Below are 15,394 nucleotides of genomic sequence, written 5' to 3' on the forward strand. Positions count from 1 at the left end.
TCAACTAAAATTACCTACCAATACCTGAAATATTGGTATATTGCAACAAAATCTAATAACACTTGTGAATCACAAAAAACACGTTCATGAATAAAATCTTCTCAACCTTACTCCTATCCTGTGCCCTGTACCTGCCGACACTAAATTTTGCGCAACAAAAAAATGCACTTCCTCAACTCATTCCATTTCCGCAGCAATTGGAGGCTAAGCCAGGCCATTTTCAGCTAAAGGGTCAAGAATTGGGTTACTATATTGATCCAGCCCTATCTTCTAAATCATTATCGGGATGGATCGACCATTCCCTATTCGGGAAACTGAACAAAAAAAACGTAAAGAAAGCCAGCGCTACGTTGCAATTGATTAAAAATCAAGGCCTCTCAAATGAGGGGTATGAATTGATCATAGATCAAAAAGGTATCCAGATCATCGCCGCATCTGAAAAGGGTGCATTTTATGGATTACAAACAATCCAGCAATTATATTTACTCTCAGGAACAACAGCTAAGCTTGCTCTCCCCTATGTAACGGTCAAAGACGAGCCAGCTTTCCAATGGCGAGGTGTCGAACTCGATGTAGCCCGTCATTTTTTTCCAAAAGATTATATTTATAAATTTATCGATCTACTTGCAACCTACAAGTTTAACAAATTTCACCTGCACCTGACAGACGATCAAGGTTGGCGCATAGAAATCAAAAAATACCCCAAACTAACCGAACAAGGGGCTTGGCGGACGTATAACAATCAGGATTCTGCCTGCTTTGTGAAAGCCAAGGAAAATCCCGACTTTAATCTGCCTAAGGAATTGATCCGCACAACAAACGGAAAGGAAGAATATGGCGGTTATTATACACAACAGGATATCAGGGACATTGTAGCTTATGCGGGCAGCCGACAAATAGAAATCATTCCGGAAATAGATATGCCAGGGCATATGATGGTAGCTACAAAGGCCTATCCCGAACTCCTATTGGACAGTCAGTCCGCGGGCTGGGGAAAACAATTTTCTGTACCGATCAGCCCCTGGAAAGAAAGCAGTTATACTTTTGTTGAGAATGTACTAAGCGAAATCATTGAGCTATTCCCATCACATTATATTCACATTGGTGCCGACGAGGTAGAAAAAGACTCCTGGTCAAAATCAGCAGCTGCGCAGGCTTTTATGAAAGAAAAGCAAATACCTAACTTACATGATCTGCAAGGTTATTTCGTCAAAAGAGTGAACAATTTTATCCGTTCAAAAAATAAACAGAGTATCGGCTGGGATGAAATATTGGACGGCAGTTCCGATACCAGCATGATGGTCATGTACTGGCGTGGTTGGGTAAAAAATGCACCTATGGAAGCTGTTAACCGTGGTCACAGGGTCGTTATGACACCTACAAATCCGCTTTATTTTGATTACCTTCCAAATAGCAGCAGCCTAGATGCCGTGTACAATATGAGCGTGGTACCTTCGGATATATCCAGCCAAAAAGCACATTTGATCCAAGGTGCACAAGCCAATATCTGGACAGAAATGATCCCCTCAACCGCGCGGTTAGAGTTTATGATCCTCCCACGTTTAAGTGCTTTATCGGAACGCGTATGGACCAACAAATCCCTGTATGATAGCTATAGAAATCGAGTGATTGCACACTTTGGACTCTGGAACAAAATGGGTTTACGGTATCGTATGCCAGACCTCAACGGTTTCGCCGAAACACAGGTAATTGTCGACGGACGATCTACACTAAAAGTCTCGAATGAACTTCCCCAAAATCCAATACATTATACCACCGATGGTAGTCTTCCAACAAAGCAAAGCGCAGTGCTGAACGGCTCTCTTGTCGTTAAAAAAGAAGGCCCTATTCGTTTTGCGACAATCTCGCCTTCGGGTGCAAAAAGTGAGCTCTATCAGGTTGATTTTAAAAATGATACTTGGAAAAAGGGTATAAAAGTTGATGAAAGCACGGTGGTTCCGGGTCTTACGGCAACATTTTTCAATGGAACTTTTACCAATACTTCTGCCATTTCGGGTCCCGAAGTGCGTCAGGAAGTGATTAACAATGTAGCGCTAAGCGATACCATCAAAATGCCTTCTTTTGGTGCAAAAATAAGAGGATACCTCTACGTCAAAGAAAAAGGAATCTATAATTTCTATTTTACTTGTGATGATGGTGGTGTCCTGCGGATCCATGATCAGCTTGTCGTTGATAATGACGGGCAGCATGCACCGATTATGAAAAGCGGACAGATTGCGCTAGAAACAGGCTACCACCCAATTGCTGTAGATTTCCTTGAAGCTGGAGGAGGTTTCACTTTAAAACTTCAGTACAATGTCAATGATTCAAAAGTGATCGATATTCCCAAAGCGTCTTTTTTCCATAAAAAGGATTAGAAAAAATCGACATAAAATAGCAGTTATACCATCCCCAGTGCAGTCAATACGCACTGGGGATTTTTTTTACCCGACAAGATTCTGGTCTAACGCGAAGCTAGGGATAACATATTCGCAAAAAGCCGATATGCCCCTGCTACTCCTGCTGGCAGTTGTCTAAACAGCGACAGGCTGTTATAGATATAATAACCTTTTCCTTTTTTGTGCAGTAGCAATAACCCATCTTCCGTACGATTATCTCCATTTTGCCCACGCAGTATCGGTTCAAAATCCGAAGCCCATTTTTGAGGTAAAAAAAGTGCCCGGTCCTGCACCCAATTTTGAAAATCATACTGTCCGATTACATTAGGGTAGTTCAATATGCGATGGGAAGGGTTCAAAAATGATATATGGCTTTCCGTATCTGTAATTCTTTCCGGGGAAACCACTAAAGGATAAGCTCCAACCTCCGTCAAATGCAAATCATACGGCGTATTATACTGCCCTATCAATACACCGCCCTGCTCAACATAGTCACGAAAAAGCTGATGAAATCCCGTAATTAGGGGATGGCTATTGTATATTCGTATTCCCAAAACCACTGCATCAAAGCCTGAGAGATCCATTTCCCCAATTGACTCAAATGGAATAATCTCCAAATGACCAACAAGCTGGCGTAAGCTCCCTGCAAGTTCATCGTTCATCCCCGAAATATAAGCAACTTTCTGGGCCGTAATATTCACGGGTAAATTTAGCACCCGCAATATGCCCTTGGGAAAGTAAGTTACTTGATTAACATGTGGATAAACAATACTTCTGGATGTGAACGGATACCGCCCTGTAGCCGTCTCAATCTCAAAGCCGATCTCTTGAATATATTCCTGCTGCGCAGGCGACCTCAACTCAAAGCTAAGCTTCTCGGTTGCATTACCCGCTATATTGAGCTCAATTTCTTTCGGAAATACATCGAGCCCATCCGGTAGCGTAAGCTTAACCTTTATAGATAAGGATTCGGAGACATTAGATTGTAGCTCTAAAGCAATTAAACGTCTAGTCGCATTAGAGAGCACCACGATATCCGAATCAAAAGTTGCTGTCACCGGAGGGGCAACTGCAACAGGACCAGCAGCATGTTTTACAGGTAGCTTAACCGCAATCGGTAAGCCAGCAAACTGCAGTTCCAAATGAACAGACAATTCAGTTCCAAATTGTGTCAATACAACATCAGCAGGCGACGCGGGCGCATAGTTATGTGCATCGCCCTCAGCACTAAGCCAAGTTGGAAAAGAAGGTAAAATCGTATCCAGAAGCTGACCATTTAAATGGATCGTCTTCGAAGGTGACAAAGTAAAGTCTTTTTGCTCTCCGTTACGAATAAATGGAACTTTCACTGTAGTCAGCTGTAGATTGGATTCCGATGGGATATGCGCGTTCAGGATCATATTAACCTCGGTTCCTGGTACCCAAAGTTCCTCAATAGCCTGTACTTCCAAATATACACCAGCAAAGTCGAGCAGAAGACGCTCTACCTCAGCTCGTTTTTCATGGATAACATGACCCTCGGGAACAATCCTCATCCAAAATAAAATCGTTCCAAGCTCCAAAACAAGTTCTGCTGTATCTGACTCACATTTTGCAATAAGATCGTCCACCAAGCGATTAAATACGAGTGAATAAGAATCTTGAGCAGTATATTGCGTAAAAATAGCGGGCTGTCTCTCCGAACTGATCGGTGTACCTTTTAATAATTCAAAATATTCGGTGCTAGGCTGATGCCGAACAAGACTTCCCATGGCCTGAGAACGATGCCTATTACGGCTTTCTGCAGCAATCTCACCATAATGAAAGTCCAAAGAGCCGTGTCTCACTGGAATATCCAGCGAAAAATATGCTGGCAAAGGCCTTACTTCTCCACCGATATCCTTCACACCACTGTCCTGATACACATTCCACAACAGCTGCCGAGCCTTCCAAGGCTCCAATTCGGATAGCTGTTCTATATAAGCTGATGGATCAGCGGCCAGATCAAAAGCCTTTGCCGCTAGAATTGCTGAGGCCTGATGATGTCCATGTGAGTCCGGGACATCCGGTGAAAAACGTGTTACAATTACAGTAGGGCGAAAATAACGGATGGTCCAAACCATATCGGCAAGTACACCATTTTCATCCCATCGTGCCAGCGTTTCATCGACAGATTTTGCAAATCCAAAATCCTTAGCACGTGTAAAGAACTGTTTTGTTCCCTCAATTGCACGAGCCGCAAGTGATTCCTGCACCCGAAGTACACCCAGATCCAGTCCCTTTTCTGTGCCTATAAAATTCTGTCCACCCTCACCACGCGTCACAGAAAGATAGGCCGTATCGACCAACTGGTGTTGAGCCAAAAAGGTCAACAATTTATTGTTCTCGTCGTCCGGATGAGCACCGATATATAAAACACGATCAGACATTTTAAGCCTACATAACGCACGCATCATCATTTGTTCTTTACGCGAAAAAGCCTGATCTAAATGTTGTTCGTGTGCCTGTTGTGCTAAATATTCCAATGCCATATCCTTCCTACTAAATATTTCTACGGCTCAAATATAGGAATATTTTTCAATAAACTACTAAATTGGTGGATTATATATTTTAATAAAGAATTAGTATTAATTATAATGGAGGATTAGGGTTAAAAACAAACATGTTGCTCGTAAAAAAACACTAATCTAATCGTGTCAATACACCTTCTTTATGGGCGTAAAATTCATAGCTGGCTCCTTTGCTAAACTGCATAACCTTTTCGATATGGATACTACTATGGTTTTTGCTGAGGGTAAAGTATTTTTGCCGGAGCTGAAGCGGCAGACCAGTCCAGTGAATAGATCGCTCGAATTCCAGACCGTGAGCTTTACTATATTCCAAGACAAGATTTGTTTCTCTCCAGTTCAAAGTAAGCTCGGTTTTATTTGGCGAATGAGCGAAGCTAATCAGCAAACTATCCTGATCGACAATCTTACGCGAACTACCAACCAGCAATACTGCTCCCGAAACCACCATAGCGCCATAACCGATTTTTTTAAAGAGCTGATCACTGACATAGGGCAATATAAATTTGACTGTCACTGAAGAGACTATTGTTGCTATGGCAATAGCCAAGCCCAGTCCCAAGGCTGCCTTAGAATACAAACCTAAAATAATATAAATAATAAGCTTTACGAGATGTAAAAACACTTCATTTGCGGCACGGGTGGCTATAATCTCTTCTTTGGAAAGGCCCATTCTCAGATAGAACCGGTTGAACAGCAGCCCAATCGCACCTGTAATTCCCGAAATAAAGCCGGAAAGAAAACCAATAATTGCCAGAAAAGATTTCGAATACTTATTTTCCGATGGCAAATCCGCATTTTTTGATCCAAATAATTGGGGGATATTTCCAATAAGGAAAAAAGCGACAATCAACTGCAAATAAGAGGGTTCGATATATTTAATCAGATATCCCCCCAATAGTACAGCTGGAATGGAAAACGGCACAAACCATAAAAAGATTTTCCAGTTGATATGCCGTTTAAAAACGACTATTCTTGAGACTGAACTTGTAAATGTACCGATAGTCAACGAGAAAGGAATGACCGATGAAGGTAACATAAAATTCAAGAGAGGTATAAGGATAAGACTTGCCCCTCCTCCACAGATAGCGCTGATCCAAAAAGCGACTATCGTGCTTAAAAATAGGATAACTAAATTTGTAATCATATTTCAAAAACTAAAAAGCTACTTAACTGTAACACCTGACAAAGATGCCTCCCCTTTCTGTAGAAATTTAGAATTGATAGCCGCTGGTATTTATTTTTGATCTACATCATGCGTACACAGCCTGCTCAATCTTGTTTTGTATAAAAATTAAATGCTTTCGTATAATATCGATTTCCCGGTGTCACCAGGAACATAGATTTGTAAGGATACCTCAGGTGATTGGGGAATCAAATGATTTTGAACGCAAATAAATTAGTAGCGATGAAAGTTAGGCAAGTGTTGATTTTTAAAAGTTCTGTGAAGACCAAAGACAAGAAAAATTTTTTGATGCAATTGGTCAAAACCCATCTTCCACAAGTACAAGATGCCACGGTTGATCTTGATGATGAAGATGCTATTTTCCGGTTCGAAACAGAAGAGTGTTGTGTCGACTATCTGACAAATTTCCTACGTAGTTATGGTATCCAAGTCGATTTTCTGGATCGCTTTGTGATTGCCTAGGATAACTATTCGATCAAAGTAGCCCTCCGGTATATTGTTTAAAGAAAGATTCTCGATAAATCTCACCAATCGGGATTTCAAACTTATCGATGTAAACAGTATGGTTATCAAAAGAATCAATAAACGATAAATTAATCAGATAGGATTTGCTGGTACGCGCAAACAGGCTCACCGGAAGTTTCTGGTGAATTGTCTTCAAATTCATTGCAGTAATCAGTTTATTATTCCGGGTATAGATAACCACATAATCTTTGAGTGCTTCTATAAAGCGAATATCAGTAAATGCAATTTTATAGTATTTCCTATCCGATTTAATAAAAAGTGCATCCTCACTGGCCTTCTCAACCGTACTTTGGTTTTCTTTTAACGCTAGTAATTTTTTATAGGCCATTGCTTTATCGATCGCTTTGGCTAAGCGGTCTTTATTAATCGGTTTCAGCAGATAATCTATTGCATCCAATTCGTAACTTTTCAGTGCATATTGCGCATAGGCAGTCGTCAGGATAACCAGCTTGTCATTTGGAAGAGACTGTGCAAAATCGAGTCCATTGACCGTCGGCATCTCGATATCCAAAAAAAGCAAGTCCACCGGGTTTGTCTTAATACATTCCAATGCCGATATCGCATTGGAAAATGTACCGACTATCTGAATAGACGAAATTTCTTCGATTAAATTTTTCATTTCCTCCCTAGCCAGGGGTTCATCGTCTACAATAATGCAATTCATAAGGGAATAGTAAGTTTAACGCTATATAATGTCTCAGTTGTTGACACCGAAAGTTCATAATCATTTCTATACAGCAGATCCAGTCGTCTTTTGGCATTAGCCAATCCCAGTCCGCTATATTTGCTTCGGACAAATGAGTTGTCGGGATCTTTCGAATTTTCACATTCAAAACAAAGCTGCTGATCCGTCTCAGAAAAATGGATTGTGATGAAAGTATCAGCATCACCAGCGCTGAGACTATGTTTAATCGCGTTTTCAACAAAGGCCGTAAATAGATGCGGCGGTAGAAATACACCTTTTTTTTCCAATTCTATTGGGCAAGATATACGCGTTTTTAAGTTATCGCGGCGTATTTCCTCCAATTTCAGGAAATTGCTTATAAAGTTGATTTCGGACTTCAGAAGTGTCTTATCATCGTTATTTTCATACAACTGATATCTTAGAAAATCTGATAACTTCATGATGACCTCGGTAGCCATATTCGGATCTTTTCGAATTAAAGCTTTAACGTTGTTCAGCATGTTGAATAAAAAATGTGGCTGAATCTGATTTTTTAAGGAAACAAGCTCTGTGGTCAAAGCCAGGTTTTTCAGTTCAGAAATACGCTTATTGTCTTCCAACCAACGTTTAAAAAGCTTAAATGTCGTGGTGGTCAGAATAATCGGAATACAGATAAATAATGCGGCGATTAGCCCCATAGAGTCCGACTCCGGTTTTTTTATAGCGGGAATATGAATGGAATAGATGTAATTTGCAATGTACATGACTACCAGCAAACTGGCTGTTACCAGCAATATCAGTGCTAAGACATATAACTCATATTTGGCCTTAAAGAAAAACTTTGGGATCAGTACATACATATTGGCGTAAAACATGCAGACGAATACAAACCATAGGATAATAGAAAAATAAAACCGGTAACTCCCTTGAAAATGAGAACTCGAATTTGCATTTGCAAAGAGCAACAGTAAACCGATCAGAAAAAACACATGTCGCAGTGGCCTGAATTTATTTTCTGTAAAATACCTTAAAACAATGCTATTATTGAAGTCTTGCATGCATTAGAATGATTTTAACCTAAATAACAAAAATAAAGCTTTTCTTGGCAGGAATCCGATCTCTTATACGAAGACCTGTTTTTTTTATACCAAAACTGGGAGATGATTTTTAACGTTCCTTTTCACTGTTCCCCTAAATTGGACTTTTGTATAAAAACAAGACCTGTTGGTCTAAAAAAAAAATCCCACCTACAAATTTCGGCTATCCTTACAATGATTTTAATCATACATTTATGCAAAAAATACTTTTAGTGTTTGTACTATTGTTTCGTATATCCACTTCAATCGCACAGACTAAAGATAACGTACAGCAAAAAGTGAGGGCTGTTGTTACCGACAAATTCCCCATAACACGGGTTCTCAATTTGACCTATGAATCCAATACAGGATACAGTTATTCATCAAAACTCCAAGGTCAGGATTTACCTAAAACAAAAGTAGAATCGATGTACCAAGCCGGAGGTAGTATCAACATTAATTTTTTAAAGAGCAGAACCTGGAACTTGGGTACCAATATTGGCTATCAGTTCACTTCTGTCAACTCCAATCGTCTAGACCCCATCGCACAATCCACCATACAGTCAACCCATCAATATCATTATCATTACGAATCACTTAATCTTACCCGTTATTCACGTTTATGGGGCAAAGTAGCATTTTATACCGCAACGGTTGCTGCCAATGGGAGTGAAAAAGCAATAGAACGCATGAATGGGATATTATCTGCTACTGTGGTACTAAAAGCTACGCGGGAGATTCAAATGGCGGTGGGCCTCATCGGCTTTATAGATCCGGCAGCCATTATTCCGGTTTTCCCAACCTTTGCCTACAAGCAACAATTTGCCAATGGGATGATACTTGATGTCATCTTACCTAAAGGAGCCTACCTTCGAAAAGAGGTCTTGCGGAATGGCCGCGTTTCAATAGGTTCCGATTTAAATAGTACGATCTTTTACCTCTATAACTTTCAGGGCGCTGAAAAAGTATATACCTTCAGTCAGATGGAGATCAATTCGGGTCTGACTTATGAACATAACCTGGGCCGATCTTTTATTGCCACCCTTAAATCAGGACTAAAAACCATACCCCGTGCACGCGTATTTGAAAAAAACAAAACCCAGCGCGATTATATATGGGAAGCAAATCCCGATCCTTCATTTTATATTAATGCGGGGCTTTCCTTCAATCCCTTTGCTAAGAAAAGGAAATAATAGCTTTTTTTCGGGTTATCCACCCTATGTAAATCGATGATTGAAAGAATCGAACAGGAGGTTCAAATCCGGCTTCCTCACAGAGCTCGGCTAATCGTTCTTCCGAGACATGCAACAATTCATGCTCGATTCTTCGCAATCTTTGAGCGACCTGTATTTCATCTATCCCCTTGGGTAGAAGAAGTCTCAACAACTGCAAGTTTTGTTGAATCTGCTCCTTATTGCCCGTAATATCTAATAATAACAAGGGTGCTTGCGACATCATTCTCTTGGAAATGTCTTGGAGCATAACCAATTTTTCGCCATTGTCTTCTAAAAAGTGTAATACAAACAAAAGCGTCGCAGCACCATATTGTTTCTCTTCGTCCAAATCACTTACCACACCTTCGACAAGATGAACATTCTCATCCGCTTCAAATTTTTCCAGGGTTTGGCTAATCATCTCAGGCGATGGATCTACCCCGGTTATTGTCCAAGATTCTGCTGTATCAACAAAACGTTCTATTTCATTTCCTGTGCCACATCCTACCACCAATAAATCCTTATTTTCAGTTTCTCGGAGGAGCTTTGGCAACTGATCTAAAAAATAATGGTAATTGGGAATCCAGCTCTCAACAAATTGGTCATAGCCACTTGCGCGCTCATTTTCAAACAGTTCTACTTTACTCATCTAGCTAACAATAATCGTTCAATATAAAATCAGTATGCAGTTAAAAGGTATATCTTTTCTGCATTCCAAATATACATCCAAAGTCATCTATTTAAAACTATTCTAAATAACTAATGATTATACTGACAATCTCGTTACTTATATTTCACCGAATAGATCGGTCAATGAGTTTCTATATTCAGGTTATATCAATACTATTTTTTTGAGAGTGTATCAATTACTTTTTTCAGATCGATCCCTTTCCCCAATCAAGGCCTAAAGATATTACCAGCGTGTACATGTATTCAATAGCATTAAAATAAGCCTCCACTTTCTTATAATACTTTTTTAGTATCGACATTAATACAAGTTAAAACCTTAAAGGTATTATTTTAGAAATTACATTCTGCTCATAGTTAATTTTATCGTGCATGGTGACGATAATTGTCCCACAACTATGCTGTCCTTTTACTATACAATTTCAAAATTGCTATAATACTTTGAAATTTTTGGAATCAGAAGGATGATTTTCAACCATCATGATCAAGCGTTTTAGGAAGAGATCCCTATTTTTTTTATGGGGGATTGATGAAGGTTCAGAACCGTAACTTAATAACATCTGACAAATCAGCATAAAAAAGGCCAGGAAATCACCCCCTGACCTTCGAAAAATACAATATCTAACCTACATTACTTACTTTTTTAACCGATGCAGATCGCAAATAGTTTTAAATATTTTTAGGAAATTCGTCTTTCCACCAGGTAAAACGCCAGTCATCGCCTTCTTCTTCGGTCAACAGGCATTCTTCCAGCTCCGCCAGATATTTTTCTTTATCCAGATCCTGACCTATAAATACCAATTCATTTTTTCGATCTTCCCACTCCGGATGCCAACGTTTAAGAAGTTCAGCGCTGATTTCGGCATAACCGGGATACTGATAGCGCTGCTCTTCGGGCATGCTACTCCACCATGAGCCTGCACTTTCCAACCTTACGCTACCACCTGCCTGACTAAAACTGATGGCCAAATGCGGGCGGGAGGCCAACCACAGTAGACCTTTGGCTCGTATGATATTGTGCGGGTAACGCTCGTTGAGGTAACGGTGCAGCCGTTGTGGATGGAAGGGCCGTTGCGATCGAAAGACAAAAGATGAAATACCATACTCCTCTGTTTCGGGGCTATGTTCATTTTCAAGTTCTCTGATCCATCCAGCCGAAGAGGAAGCTTCATCAAAGTCAAACGAGCTCGTACCCATAATTTCCTTTGGATCAACACGTCCAAATTGTGTACGGATTAACTTGGCTCCGGGATTGAGCCGCCCAATAGCAGACTCGAGAGTGCCCAAAGTTTCCTCAGATACCAGATCGGCCTTATTCAAAAGGATAACATTGGCAAATTCGATCTGATCAGTCAACAGATTTACAATTGCCCTATTGTCATAGTCGTCATCCGTCAGTTTCCGATCTAATAAGGTATCGGCGCTTCCAAAATCTTTAGCAAAATTGAAACAGTCCACCACAGTTACCATAGTATCAATGTAACTGAACGTAGACAGATCAATCCCATTGTCAGCACTACTATAACTGAATGTCTGCGCTACTGGAATAGGCTCCGAAATACCAGTACTCTCGATAAGAAGATAATCAAAGCGATTTTCTATCGCTAGTCGCTCCACCTCCACCATCAAATCCTCCCTTAAGGTACAACAAATACATCCGTTGCTCATCTCCACTAACTTTTCTTCTGTTCGCGAAAGCACATTTTCACGTTCAACAGCTTGTGCATCAATGTTCACTTCACTCATATCATTAACAATAACAGCAACTTTCTTGCCTTCCTTATTGTGTAGAATATGATTCAATAGTGTGGTTTTTCCCGCACCTAAAAATCCACTTAGAACGGTGACAGGTAATTTAACTTTTTTGGAAATGCTGCTCATAGTAATTTCGTTTAAACAAATGTAAAAACAAAACAACACAAATGCAATATTGTTGCGTTATAAAAATATACGCTAAAACAATTAACAGGTGAACTTCCTTAAAACTTGCGAATGCTGAAGTATAAACCTCGTTTAACATGATCAGCATCCCCTTGCCGTAACGTACGTTCACGATCAGCATCCCAGTATTTGCAGTCTAGTTTGATAAACGGGGAAAATCCTTCAGCCCCTTATGAGCACCATTTTCCATCCCCCGTTACAAGTACATCGATTGGTGTGTAGAGCTTGTCCTGCAAATATCCTTGATATCCAGCAATGCATATCTCCACAACAATATAAATCATTAATAAAATTAAAGCCGCCTGATGTAGCAAAATCAGAGCGGCTCAGCTTACAGCACAGGAAAGTCTGTAAAGGTTACCTACCAGTGGAACTATTAGCTTAAAACAAACGCACTTTAAATCCCAGTTGATACTGGTCAATATGTGCATCCCAGTTATCTACGATTTTATTATTCTTTTTGAACTGTCGGTATCTAAAATACAGCGCACCAAGGTCTATCCCTAATGCGTAACCAATCCGTGTACGCCTGTTGAACGCTGGTTTTCCATCATTGAGTTTATAAGCGTCGTCATTGAGCAACATATTAAAATCTAGACCGCCCAGGATGGAAAATTTTCTTGTAAAATTAACTTTAAGGTACACCGGAGTGTTGAGATATTTCAGCGAACGGGTCCCTTTGGACAAACCTCCGGAAAGGGAAGCTGTGTTGTCATTAACACGTATTCTGGTTAAATTATAACTAGGTTCAACTTGAATATCCATTTTGCTATTAAGCTCAAATATCAAATCTCCCCCCAATTGATATCCCATTCTATTGGCGCCAAATGCATTCCCACTTGCACGCGAAATATTACCACCAAGCCGAAGTCCAAAACCCATTTGTCCGTAACATGCGGTCTTGAAACCGAACAATTCCATGATCAAAAAACAAACTAGTGTACAATGCTTCAACTTTAATCGATCTATCTTTATCATTTTTACCATAAAACACACCATTACATTAGACCAATAACTGTTTTCCTGTAATTTGCAACTTCACAAAATAGGCTATATTATTTTTCTTTATACTGTCCTTCAATATTCGCGCTTCCTTCGTAAAGTACGTGTGGGTTCGCAAGAAGACAAGGGTCAGTGCACACCAGATACGTTCATCGATCACCTGATTCTTTCTATAATTTACCTCCAGATACATCCTTTGGTTAAGGTCAACAAAACTTTTACTTCCTAAATGAAAAGAAACTGCATCCACAACTATTTCCTCCAGCAGATTTTCTGGCTTTTTCGAGGGCCTTGTTGCAAAAATGCACATTTCAACTTTTTTGATTACGGACTCTGCAACCAAATATTCCTGTAAAAAACACCTTGCTGCAGATGCGCTCTTCTGACGGGTTCCTTTTACCCCTTCAAATAGATAACCTATATCCTGAAAATAAGCGGCACAATTTACGACGAATTTATCTTCGGCCGTCAAGCTATACTTTTCACTCAGAATAACTACCGCATTTACAATATCACGAACCCTATCAATCGTGTGAAAACACAGTTGTGGATTGTGGTTCTCGCGGTAACTCTGCACTAAAAAAAGATCTGCCTGCTGAAGTAAGTTTGTGTAATCCATTTAAACAAAACTAAAATTTCGTAAAAAATAGATTTAACATATTATACCAAAGGGTCTATTTTTTATACCAAAAGGCCCTTTAAACAAAAAGGCCAGATAATCACACCTAGCCTTTATCCTTAATTTTTCCTTTTTCTATCAATTATCCTAAGCGCAAAATCGCTTTAGATGGTTAATTGCTGTTATTTATGACATTATTTGATCGTTACAGCAAAAGCATATTCATCTGGAGGAAGACATTGTGAGGCGTCACAAGCTTGCCATTCCACTGTACCTTTTACTGTTGCAGTTCCTTTGTTAAGCGAAACCTTTTGCTGAAAGATCACTTCATTTGTGAAGTATCCCACATCCATTTTGAAAACCTCTTCGTGTTTAATCTTTGGTTTTGGTTCAGCTGTCTTACCTACCAACGCATAATCAGCGGTTTTACTGAAATTGAAAGATGTTGGAATTGGTCCTCCATCTTTTACATTTTGAGAGTAAATGTGCCAACCATCTTGAATGGTAGCCTTCACGTAAACCATAGCTTCCTTGCTGTTCAATTTTTTGCTGGCTACAGTCCATTTTACAGGTTTATGGATCTGAGCGAATGCGCCCGAAACGGCGAACATAACCACGGTCACTAACAATAAAATCTTTTTCATGTTTGTATCAATTTTTCAGTTTATTATTTCATCGGCCGCACATTTGATACAGTATTTTTCTGTAAAAAACACCACTTAAATGCGTACAACAATATTCGCTATAAACAGAATAAAACACAACATGATCACAATAAAACAATAAATTTTATCAAAAAAAACTAATTAAACCATATTTTTTACACTTTTAAAGACTCAGTTTTTTCAATTCCAGTAATATATTCAAAAAAGGCTATCAGACTAAAACAAAGGGAATTGTCAGACATTGTCTGTTGCGAGCTTGTGAACGCGTTCTGCTCTACGACTCCATCCCGAGCGAATCAATTTTACATAATTATCCGTATCTTATGCATGATTCACATTTATGCCATGGCTATACCAACCACAAAAGACGAACTCCTTCAAGCTATACGTACAAATTACAGCAAGCTTGTCTGTGAACTTTCCGATATTCCAGTCGATCAAACTAATCTTCTTATACTCCAGGGTCATGCTAAAGGAACAGTAATGAGTATAAATAATCTAATTTCCTATTTAATTGGCTGGGGTGAGCTGGTTCTCAAATGGAATAAGAAAAGTGAAGATGACAAAGAGGTTGATTTTCCGGAGACTGGTTTTAAATGGAATGAGCTAGGCAAACTGGCTCAAAAATTTTATCAGGATTATGCCGACCTAGATTTTACGACTTTGTGCGCAAAACTAGATCAAACTGTTTTAACAATTGTGGAACTCCTTGAGCAAAAAACAAACATGCAGCTGTATGGTGTAACCTGGTATGGAAAATGGACCTTAGGCAGAATGATTCAATTTAACACCGCTTCACCTTATCAAAATGCAGTCGGGAGAATCCGTAAGTGGAAAAAAGAGAAAAAATAGTAAACCATCGCTGGATAA

General features: G+C 39.6%; 13 protein-coding genes. 4 read left to right on the forward strand and 9 right to left on the reverse strand.

Features of this window, described 5'->3' with window-relative positions; all coding sequences use genetic code 11:
• The first annotated feature begins 86 nt into the window (after nt 1-86).
• Nucleotides 87-2,378, forward strand: a complete 2,292-nt coding sequence (locus tag K2F45_RS18855) for a family 20 glycosylhydrolase (protein ID WP_248932047.1) — start codon at nt 87-89, stop codon at nt 2,376-2,378.
• 86 nt (nt 2,379-2,464) lie between these two features.
• Here the strand turns inward: K2F45_RS18855 and K2F45_RS18860 are convergent, their stop codons facing one another.
• Both K2F45_RS18860 and K2F45_RS18865 read right to left on the reverse strand, forming a co-directional pair.
• Nucleotides 2,465-4,909, reverse strand: coding sequence for a PIG-L family deacetylase (locus tag K2F45_RS18860; protein ID WP_248932048.1), 2,445 nt, complete (start codon nt 4,907-4,909; stop codon nt 2,465-2,467).
• A gap of 151 nt (nt 4,910-5,060) precedes the next feature.
• Nucleotides 5,061-6,092: a sulfite exporter TauE/SafE family protein gene (locus tag K2F45_RS18865; protein ID WP_248932049.1), complete on the reverse strand. Its 1,032-nt coding sequence runs from the start codon at nt 6,090-6,092 to the stop codon at nt 5,061-5,063.
• Between the two features lie 261 nt (nt 6,093-6,353).
• Here K2F45_RS18865 and K2F45_RS18870 point away from each other — a divergent pair, with 261 nt between their 5' ends.
• Nucleotides 6,354-6,593, forward strand: coding sequence for a hypothetical protein (locus tag K2F45_RS18870; RefSeq protein WP_248932050.1), 240 nt, complete (start codon nt 6,354-6,356; stop codon nt 6,591-6,593).
• 13 nt (nt 6,594-6,606) lie between these two features.
• On the opposite strand, the gene K2F45_RS18875 is transcribed toward K2F45_RS18870, so the two are convergent.
• Nucleotides 6,607-7,320 (reverse strand): LytR/AlgR family response regulator transcription factor, encoded by a 714-nt coding sequence (locus tag K2F45_RS18875; RefSeq protein WP_088162316.1) that lies wholly within the window; start codon nt 7,318-7,320, stop codon nt 6,607-6,609.
• Complete coding sequence (locus K2F45_RS18880; RefSeq protein ID WP_070568077.1) at nt 7,317-8,378, reverse strand: sensor histidine kinase; 1,062 nt, start codon at nt 8,376-8,378, stop codon at nt 7,317-7,319. The genes K2F45_RS18875 and K2F45_RS18880 overlap by 4 nt, the downstream gene beginning before the upstream one ends.
• A gap of 233 nt (nt 8,379-8,611) precedes the next feature.
• On the opposite strand from K2F45_RS18880, the gene K2F45_RS18885 reads away from it, so the two are divergent.
• Nucleotides 8,612-9,589, forward strand: coding sequence for a hypothetical protein (locus K2F45_RS18885; protein WP_248932051.1), 978 nt, complete (start codon nt 8,612-8,614; stop codon nt 9,587-9,589).
• Here K2F45_RS18885 and K2F45_RS18890 read toward each other — a convergent pair.
• The 5 genes from K2F45_RS18890 to K2F45_RS18910 all read right to left on the reverse strand — a co-directional run bounded on the left by K2F45_RS18890 (nt 9,573) and on the right by K2F45_RS18910 (nt 14,503).
• Nucleotides 9,573-10,259, reverse strand: a complete 687-nt coding sequence (locus K2F45_RS18890) for a class I SAM-dependent methyltransferase (protein ID WP_248932052.1) — start codon at nt 10,257-10,259, stop codon at nt 9,573-9,575. The two genes, K2F45_RS18885 and K2F45_RS18890, sit on opposite strands and share 17 nt — an antisense overlap.
• A 707-nt stretch (nt 10,260-10,966) precedes the next feature.
• Complete coding sequence (locus K2F45_RS18895) at nt 10,967-12,178, reverse strand: GTP-binding protein (protein ID WP_248932053.1); 1,212 nt, start codon at nt 12,176-12,178, stop codon at nt 10,967-10,969.
• 441 nt (nt 12,179-12,619) lie between these two features.
• Nucleotides 12,620-13,216, reverse strand: a complete 597-nt coding sequence (locus K2F45_RS18900) for an outer membrane beta-barrel protein (RefSeq protein WP_157698524.1) — start codon at nt 13,214-13,216, stop codon at nt 12,620-12,622.
• 25 nt (nt 13,217-13,241) lie between these two features.
• Nucleotides 13,242-13,859 (reverse strand): hypothetical protein, encoded by a 618-nt coding sequence (locus tag K2F45_RS18905; protein WP_248932054.1) that lies wholly within the window; start codon nt 13,857-13,859, stop codon nt 13,242-13,244.
• Between the two features lie 194 nt (nt 13,860-14,053).
• Nucleotides 14,054-14,503, reverse strand: a complete 450-nt coding sequence (locus tag K2F45_RS18910; RefSeq protein WP_088162322.1) for a protein-disulfide reductase DsbD N-terminal domain-containing protein — start codon at nt 14,501-14,503, stop codon at nt 14,054-14,056.
• A 348-nt stretch (nt 14,504-14,851) separates the two neighbouring features.
• Here K2F45_RS18910 and K2F45_RS18915 point away from each other — a divergent pair, with 348 nt between their 5' ends.
• Complete coding sequence (locus K2F45_RS18915; RefSeq protein WP_276521427.1) at nt 14,852-15,376, forward strand: ClbS/DfsB family four-helix bundle protein; 525 nt, start codon at nt 14,852-14,854, stop codon at nt 15,374-15,376.
• The last annotated feature ends 18 nt before the right edge of the window (nt 15,377-15,394 follow it).

Origin of the sequence: Sphingobacterium siyangense, assembly GCF_023277505.1 — a bacterium.
Classification (GTDB): Bacteria; Bacteroidota; Bacteroidia; order Sphingobacteriales; family Sphingobacteriaceae; genus Sphingobacterium; species Sphingobacterium siyangense.

Excerpts from the sequence above, each read along its gene's own strand:
- K2F45_RS18855 (WP_248932047.1), top strand. The coding sequence starts at position 87 with ATGAATAAAATCTTCTCAACCTTACTCCTATCCTGTGCCCTGTACCTG.
- K2F45_RS18860 (WP_248932048.1), bottom strand. The coding sequence starts at position 4,909 with ATGGCATTGGAATATTTAGCACAACAGGCACACGAACAACATTTAGAT.
- K2F45_RS18865 (WP_248932049.1), bottom strand. The coding sequence starts at position 6,092 with ATGATTACAAATTTAGTTATCCTATTTTTAAGCACGATAGTCGCTTTT.
- K2F45_RS18870 (WP_248932050.1), top strand. The coding sequence starts at position 6,354 with ATGAAAGTTAGGCAAGTGTTGATTTTTAAAAGTTCTGTGAAGACCAAA.
- K2F45_RS18875 (WP_088162316.1), bottom strand. The coding sequence starts at position 7,320 with ATGAATTGCATTATTGTAGACGATGAACCCCTGGCTAGGGAGGAAATG.
- K2F45_RS18880 (WP_070568077.1), bottom strand. The coding sequence starts at position 8,378 with ATGCAAGACTTCAATAATAGCATTGTTTTAAGGTATTTTACAGAAAAT.
- K2F45_RS18885 (WP_248932051.1), top strand. The coding sequence starts at position 8,612 with ATGCAAAAAATACTTTTAGTGTTTGTACTATTGTTTCGTATATCCACT.
- K2F45_RS18890 (WP_248932052.1), bottom strand. The coding sequence starts at position 10,259 with ATGAGTAAAGTAGAACTGTTTGAAAATGAGCGCGCAAGTGGCTATGAC.
- K2F45_RS18895 (WP_248932053.1), bottom strand. The coding sequence starts at position 12,178 with ATGAGCAGCATTTCCAAAAAAGTTAAATTACCTGTCACCGTTCTAAGT.
- K2F45_RS18900 (WP_157698524.1), bottom strand. The coding sequence starts at position 13,216 with ATGATAAAGATAGATCGATTAAAGTTGAAGCATTGTACACTAGTTTGT.
- K2F45_RS18905 (WP_248932054.1), bottom strand. The coding sequence starts at position 13,859 with ATGGATTACACAAACTTACTTCAGCAGGCAGATCTTTTTTTAGTGCAG.
- K2F45_RS18910 (WP_088162322.1), bottom strand. The coding sequence starts at position 14,503 with ATGAAAAAGATTTTATTGTTAGTGACCGTGGTTATGTTCGCCGTTTCG.
- K2F45_RS18915 (WP_276521427.1), top strand. The coding sequence starts at position 14,852 with ATGATTCACATTTATGCCATGGCTATACCAACCACAAAAGACGAACTC.